Raw genomic sequence first — 5,993 nt, 5'->3', positions numbered from 1 at the left:
CAGGTGCTCACCGTGCACGCGGCGACCAAGGCGATCGCACGGCGCGGCGACACCCTGAACCGTCCGACGGTCTCCGTGACGTTCACCAGCCCCATGCCCGACGTCGTCCGGGTCCGGGTCGAGCACCACAGCGGCGGCGTTGACCGTGGGCCGTGGTTCGACGTCGCCGAGTCCACGGCCGACGTCAAGGTCACGGGAGCCGACGCCGACGGCGTGGCGACCTTCCGGTCGGGCGACCTCACGGCCCGCGTGTCCACGGCAGGGGAGTGGGACGTCGAGTTCGAGGCGGCGGGGCGGGTGCTCACCTCGTCGGGCGCCCGGTCGGTCGGCATCGCGACGGATGCGAAGGGCGACTCGTACGTCCACGAGCAGCTCGGCCTCGGCGTGCGTGAGCACGTCTACGGCCTCGGCGAGCGGTTCGGCGCCTTCGTGAAGAACGGCCAGACGGTCGACATCTGGAACGAGGACGGCGGCACCGCGAGCGAGCAGGCGTACAAGAACGTCCCGTTCTACCTGTCCGACGCGGGCTACGGCGTCTTCGTCGACCACCCCGGGCACGTCTCGTTCGAGGTCGGCTCCGAGGCSGTGTCCCGSACGCAGTTCTCCGTGCCGGGCGAGTCSCTGCAGTACTACGTGATCCACGGACCGACGCCCAAGGACGTGCTGCGCCGCTACACCGCGCTGACCGGCCGCCCGGCGCGGGTGCCGGCCTGGTCGTACGGGCTGTGGCTGTCGACGTCGTTCACCACGCAGTACGACGAGGCGACCGTGATGTCGTTCGTCGACGGCATGGCCGAGCGCGGGCTGCCGCTGAGCGTCTTCCACTTCGACTGCTTCTGGATGCGCGCGTTCCACTGGACGGACTTCACGTGGGACCCGGCGACGTTCCCGGACCCGGAGGGGCTGCTGTCCCGGCTGCACGCCAAGGGGCTCAAGGTCTGCGTGTGGATCAACCCCTACATCGCGCAGCGCTCGAGCCTGTTCGAGGAGGGGCGCGCGGGCGGCTTCCTGGTGAAGCGCGCCGACGGCTCGGTCTGGCAGACGGACCAGTGGCAGGCCGGCATGGCCCTGGTCGACTTCACCAACCCCGACGCGGTCGCCTGGTACCAGGGGCACCTGCGGCGGCTGCTCGGTCAGGGCGTCGACGCGTTCAAGACCGACTTCGGCGAGCGGATCCCCACCGACGTGGTGTGGCACGACGGGTCCGACCCCGAGCGCATGCACAACTACTACACGCACCAGTACAACCGCGCGGTGTTCGACCTGCTCGAGGCCGAGCGCGGCAAGGGGGAGGCCGTGCTGTTCGCGCGGTCGGCGACGGCCGGCGGCCAGCAGTTCCCCGTCCACTGGGGCGGCGACTGCGAGTCGACCTTCGTCTCGATGGCGGAGTCGCTGCGCGGTGGCCTGTCGCTCTCGTCGTCGGGCTTCGGCTACTGGAGCCACGACATCGGCGGGTTCGAGGGCACGCCGGACACCGCCGTGTTCAAGCGCTGGCTGCCGTTCGGGCTGCTCTCGTCGCACAGCCGGCTGCACGGCTCGAACTCGTACCGCGTGCCGTGGGCCTTCGACGAGGAGGCCGTCGACGTCACCCGCACGTTCACCGAGCTCAAGCTCGCGCTCATGCCGTACCTCGGCCGCCTGGGTGCCGACGCGCACGAGCAGGGCCTGCCGGTGATGCGGCCGATGGTGCTCGAGTTCCCGGACGACCCGGGCGCGGCCACCGTCGACACGCAGTACATGCTCGGCGAGGACGTGCTCGTCGCGCCGGTCTTCTCCGCGGACGGGCAGGTCGACGTCTACGTGCCGGAGGGCGTCTGGACCTCGCTGCTGACCGGCGCGCAGGTCACCGGCCCGCGCTGGGTCCGCGAGCAGCACGGCTTCTCGTCGCTGCCCGTCTACGTGCGGCCCGGTGCGGTCCTGCCGGTCGGTGCGCGCACGGACCGGCCGGACTACGACTGGGCCGACGGCGTCACGCTGCGGCTGTTCGAGGTCGCCGACGGGTACCGCTCCGTCGTCACCGTGCCGGCGCCGGACGGGACCGACCCGGTCACGTTCGTCGTGCGGCGCGATGGCGGCACCGTACGCGTCGAGGCCCGGGGAGCGACGGCTCCGTGGAACGTGCAGGTCGGTCTCGACGGGCCTGCCGCACGCGCGACTGCGGGGCAGGCCGCGGTCGAGCTCGCGCTCTGAGGGCGCCCGTCAACCTAGGCGCAGCCGGGGTGGCGGGAGCGTTCCCACGGCGTGTATCGTATCGTTTCGACAAACGGGGCGAGGTGTGTGGCAGCGCGGCACGGACGCCGCTCGTCGCCCGCCGCCCAGCCCCTGCAGACCCGCTGCGTCGACCCGCAGCCGCCGCCCGCACCAGTCCGTTCGACCTGAAGGACCCGCACATGACGACCACGCGCCCCTCCGGACGCCAGTTCCCCGCCGACTTCCTCTGGGGGTCGGCCACCGCGTCGTACCAGATCGAGGGTGCGTTCGACGAGGACGGACGCCTGCCGTCCATCTGGGACACGTTCTCCCGCACGCCCGGCAAGGTGCTCGACGGCGACACGGGTGACGTCGCGGCGGACCACTACCACCGCGTGCCGCAGGACGTCGCGATCATGCAGGACCTGGGCCTGCAGGCCTACCGCTTCTCCATCGCGTGGCCCCGCGTGCAGCCCACCGGCTCCGGCGAGTTCAACCAGGCCGGCCTCGACTTCTACGTCGACCTCGCCGACCGGCTGATCGCCGCCGGCATCAAGCCCGTCGCCACGCTGTACCACTGGGACCTCCCGCAGCCGCTCGAGGACGAGGGCGGCTGGGCCAACCGCCGGACGGCCCTCAACTTCGAGAAGTACGCGCGCAAGCTCGCCGAGGTGCTCGGTGACCGCATCCACCTGTGGACCACGCTGAACGAGCCGTGGTGCTCCGCGTTCCTCGGCTACGCCTCCGGCGTGCACGCCCCCGGCGTCACCGACGACGCGTCGGCCCTCGCGGCCGTGCACCACCTCAACCTCGCGCACGGCCTGGCCGGTCGCGCGATCAAGGACGTGCTCGGGCAGGACACGCCGATCTCGGTGACCCTCAACCTGCACGTCACCCGCGCGGCGTCGGACGCCCCCGAGGACGTCGAGGCCAAGCGCCGGATCGACACCATCGCCAACGAGGTGTTCCTCGGCCCGATGCTCGACGGCGAGTACCCCAAGCAGGTCTTCGCGGACACCGAGCACATCAGCGACTGGTCCTTCGTCCTCGACGGCGACCTCGACCTGATCCAGGTGCCGCTGGCGCTGCTGGGCATCAACTACTACTCGACCGGTCGCGTCCAGCACGGCACGCCCGCCGGCGGCGACGGCACCCCGGGCCCGGACGGCCACCGCTCGTCGGAGAACAGCCCGTGGGTCGGCGCCGGCAACGTGGAGTTCCTCCCGCAGCCCGGCCCGCACACCGCGATGGGCTGGAACATCGAGCCCCAGGGCCTGGTCGACCTGCTGCTCGAGATCCACGACCGCTACCCGCGCATCCCCATGGCCATCACCGAGAACGGCGCCGCCTTCTACGACGAGGTCAGCGAGGACGGCCGGGTGCACGACGCCGACCGCGTGGCCTACCTGCACGACCACATCGACGCCGTCGGCGAGGCCATCGAGCGTGGCGCCGACGTGCGCGGCTACTTCGTGTGGTCCCTGATGGACAACTTCGAGTGGTCCTACGGGTACGACCGCCGCTTCGGCGTCGTCCGCGTCGACTACGACTCCCTCGAGCGGACGGTCAAGGACTCCGGCCTCTGGTACCGCGAGCTCCTGCGCACCAACGCGATCCCGACCCCGGAGTCGGCCGCCCTCTGACGCACGTCCACGACGTCCGCGCCCCCTCGGGAGCGCGGACGTCGTCGTTCCCACCCCACAACGTCCGAGCTCGGTCGGGTCCCGACCCCCTCGAGTGCGGACGTTGCCGCTCCTGCTCCGCAACGTCCGAGCATCTAGCTGCCCCAACGCCTATGTGCTCGGACGTCCCGCCCACCGCCACGCGCAACGTCCGCACTCGGGGAGCCCAGGGCCCCCACGAGTGCGGACGTCCCGTCGCGGTGGGGGAGGATGGTGACGTGGGACGACGATCGACGAAGCGGCCGTACGGCGCCGAGCACGTCGAGCTCGACCTCGACCGGGCCACCGGCGGCCGCCGCTCGGAGACCGCCCCCGACGGCGAGTGGGTGGTCCAGCAGGTCCGCGGGTCCGACCGCGCGTTCCGTTGCCCGGGCTGCGACCAGCTGGTGACGGCCGGGACCGCCCACGTCGTCGCCTGGCGCACGGACGGCCTGTTCGGCGAGGCCCTCGACGACCGCCGGCACTGGCACACGTCGTGCTGGCAGGCCCGCGCCCGCCGCGGACCCACCCGCCGATGACCGAGACGCGCGCGCCGCGGCTTCTCGCGACCGATCTCGACGGCACCCTCCTGCGTCCCGACGGCTCGCTGTCGGAGCGCACGGCCCGCGCGCTGGTCCGGGCCGCCGACGCCGGGATCGAGGTCGTGTTCGTGACGGCGCGGCCGCCCCGCTGGCTGCGCGACCTCGCGCCGCACGTCGCCGGGCACGGCATCGCCATCTGCGCCAACGGCGCCGCCGTGCTCGAGGTCGGCACCGGGAAGGTGCTCGCGGAGCGCGGGATGGACCCGGCACGGGTCGGCGGCATCGCGGACCGGGTCCGAGCCGCCTGGGGAGGCCCGGAGCACGTGCACCTCGCGGCGGAGAGCGGCGCCGGCTTCGCGCACGAGACCCGGTTCCGCTCCACGCACCACGTACCGGAGGGGAGCCCGACGGCGGACCGTATCGAGGACGTGCTCGGGCCGTCGACGTACAAGCTGCTGGTCCGCAGCACCCGGCCCACCACCGACGACTTCGCCACCGAGCTGGCGGCGGTCGTCGGCGACCTCGGGGTGGTGGCCGACTCGGGTGCGGTCGGCCTGGGGGAGATCTCCGGCCCGGGGATCACGAAGGCCGCGACCCTGGCCGACTGGTCGGCGGCCCGCGGGATCGACCCGGCCGACGCCTGGGCGGTCGGCGACGCCCCGAACGACCTGTCGATGCTCGGCTGGGCGGGCACGTCGTTCGCGATGGCCAACGCGCACCCGGCTGTCCTCGCGGCCGCGACCCGGCGGTGCGCCTCCAACGCCGACGACGGCGTGGCCGACGTGCTCGACCTCGCGGGTGCCCTCGCCGAGCGCGGCCTAGGCTCGTCCCGATGACCACGAACACGACCGACCCCGGCCTCATCCGCTCGCTCACGGTCCTGCCGGCCGCGCGCCAGGACGTCGAGCTGCACACCGCCGACGGCCTCACGCTCGTCGGCGAGCTGGCGCGGCCGGCCGCCACGCCCCCGGTCGCCACGCTGGTGACGCTGCACCCGCTGCCCACGCACGGCGGCTACATGGACTCGCACGTCTTCCGGAAGGCGGCGTGGCGGCTGCCGGCCCTCGCGGACCTCGCGGTCCTGCGCTTCAACACCCGGGGCACGTCCAGCCCGCGCGGCACCAGCGGCGGCGCGTTCGACGGCGGCGCCGCCGAGCGGTACGACGTGCACGCCGCGATCGAGTTCGCCGAGTTCCACGACCTGCCGCAGCGCTGGCTCGTCGGCTGGTCGTTCGGCACGGAGCTGGTGCTCATGCACGGCCGCGACCCGTCGATCGAGGGCGCGATCCTCCTGTCCCCGCCGCTGCACMGTGCCACGGACGCGGACCTCGACGCCTGGGCGGAGCTCGGCAAGCCGCTGGTCGTCCTCGTGCCGGAGCTCGACGACTACCTGCGTCCCGAGGAGGCCCGCCGCCGGTTCGCCCGCGTCCCGCAGGCCGAGGTCATCGGCGTCGACGGTGCCAAGCACCTCTGGGTGGGGGAGACCGCGGTCCGCCGGGTGCTCGACGAGATCGTCGCCCACGTGGTCCCGGGCCACGAGCTCCCGCTGCCGACGCACTGGGCCGGTCCGAGCACGACGGCGGAGGACGACGCATGAGCC

5 protein-coding genes are annotated in these 5,993 nt (G+C 73.0%); all 5 read left to right on the top strand.

Annotated elements, in window-relative coordinates:
• A partial coding sequence (gene yicI, locus ACXJKG_RS18715; RefSeq protein WP_456847247.1) for an alpha-xylosidase occupies positions 1–2,190 on the top strand: 2,190 nt, incomplete at its 5' end.
• 200 nt (positions 2,191–2,390) lie between these two features.
• Complete coding sequence (locus ACXJKG_RS18710) at positions 2,391–3,833, top strand: GH1 family beta-glucosidase (RefSeq protein ID WP_456847246.1); 1,443 nt, start codon at positions 2,391–2,393, stop codon at positions 3,831–3,833.
• A 257-nt stretch (positions 3,834–4,090) separates the two neighbouring features.
• Positions 4,091–4,390, top strand: a complete 300-nt coding sequence (locus ACXJKG_RS18705; RefSeq protein WP_456847245.1) for a hypothetical protein — start codon at positions 4,091–4,093, stop codon at positions 4,388–4,390.
• Entirely contained in the window at positions 4,387–5,229 is an 843-nt protein-coding gene (locus ACXJKG_RS18700) for an HAD family hydrolase (RefSeq protein WP_456847244.1), read from the top strand. Before ACXJKG_RS18705 ends, ACXJKG_RS18700 begins: the two co-directional genes overlap by 4 nt.
• The gene (locus ACXJKG_RS18695) at positions 5,226–5,990 is read left to right on the top strand and encodes an alpha/beta hydrolase (protein WP_456847243.1); all 765 of its coding nucleotides are present in this window, start codon (positions 5,226–5,228) and stop codon (positions 5,988–5,990) included. The genes ACXJKG_RS18700 and ACXJKG_RS18695 overlap by 4 nt, the downstream gene beginning before the upstream one ends.
• Positions 5,991–5,993: the final 3 nt, after the last annotated feature.

The sequence above is a fragment of the Cellulomonas sp. P5_C6 genome (assembly GCF_054049635.1).
This window is presented reverse-complemented; position numbering and strand designations above follow the sequence as displayed.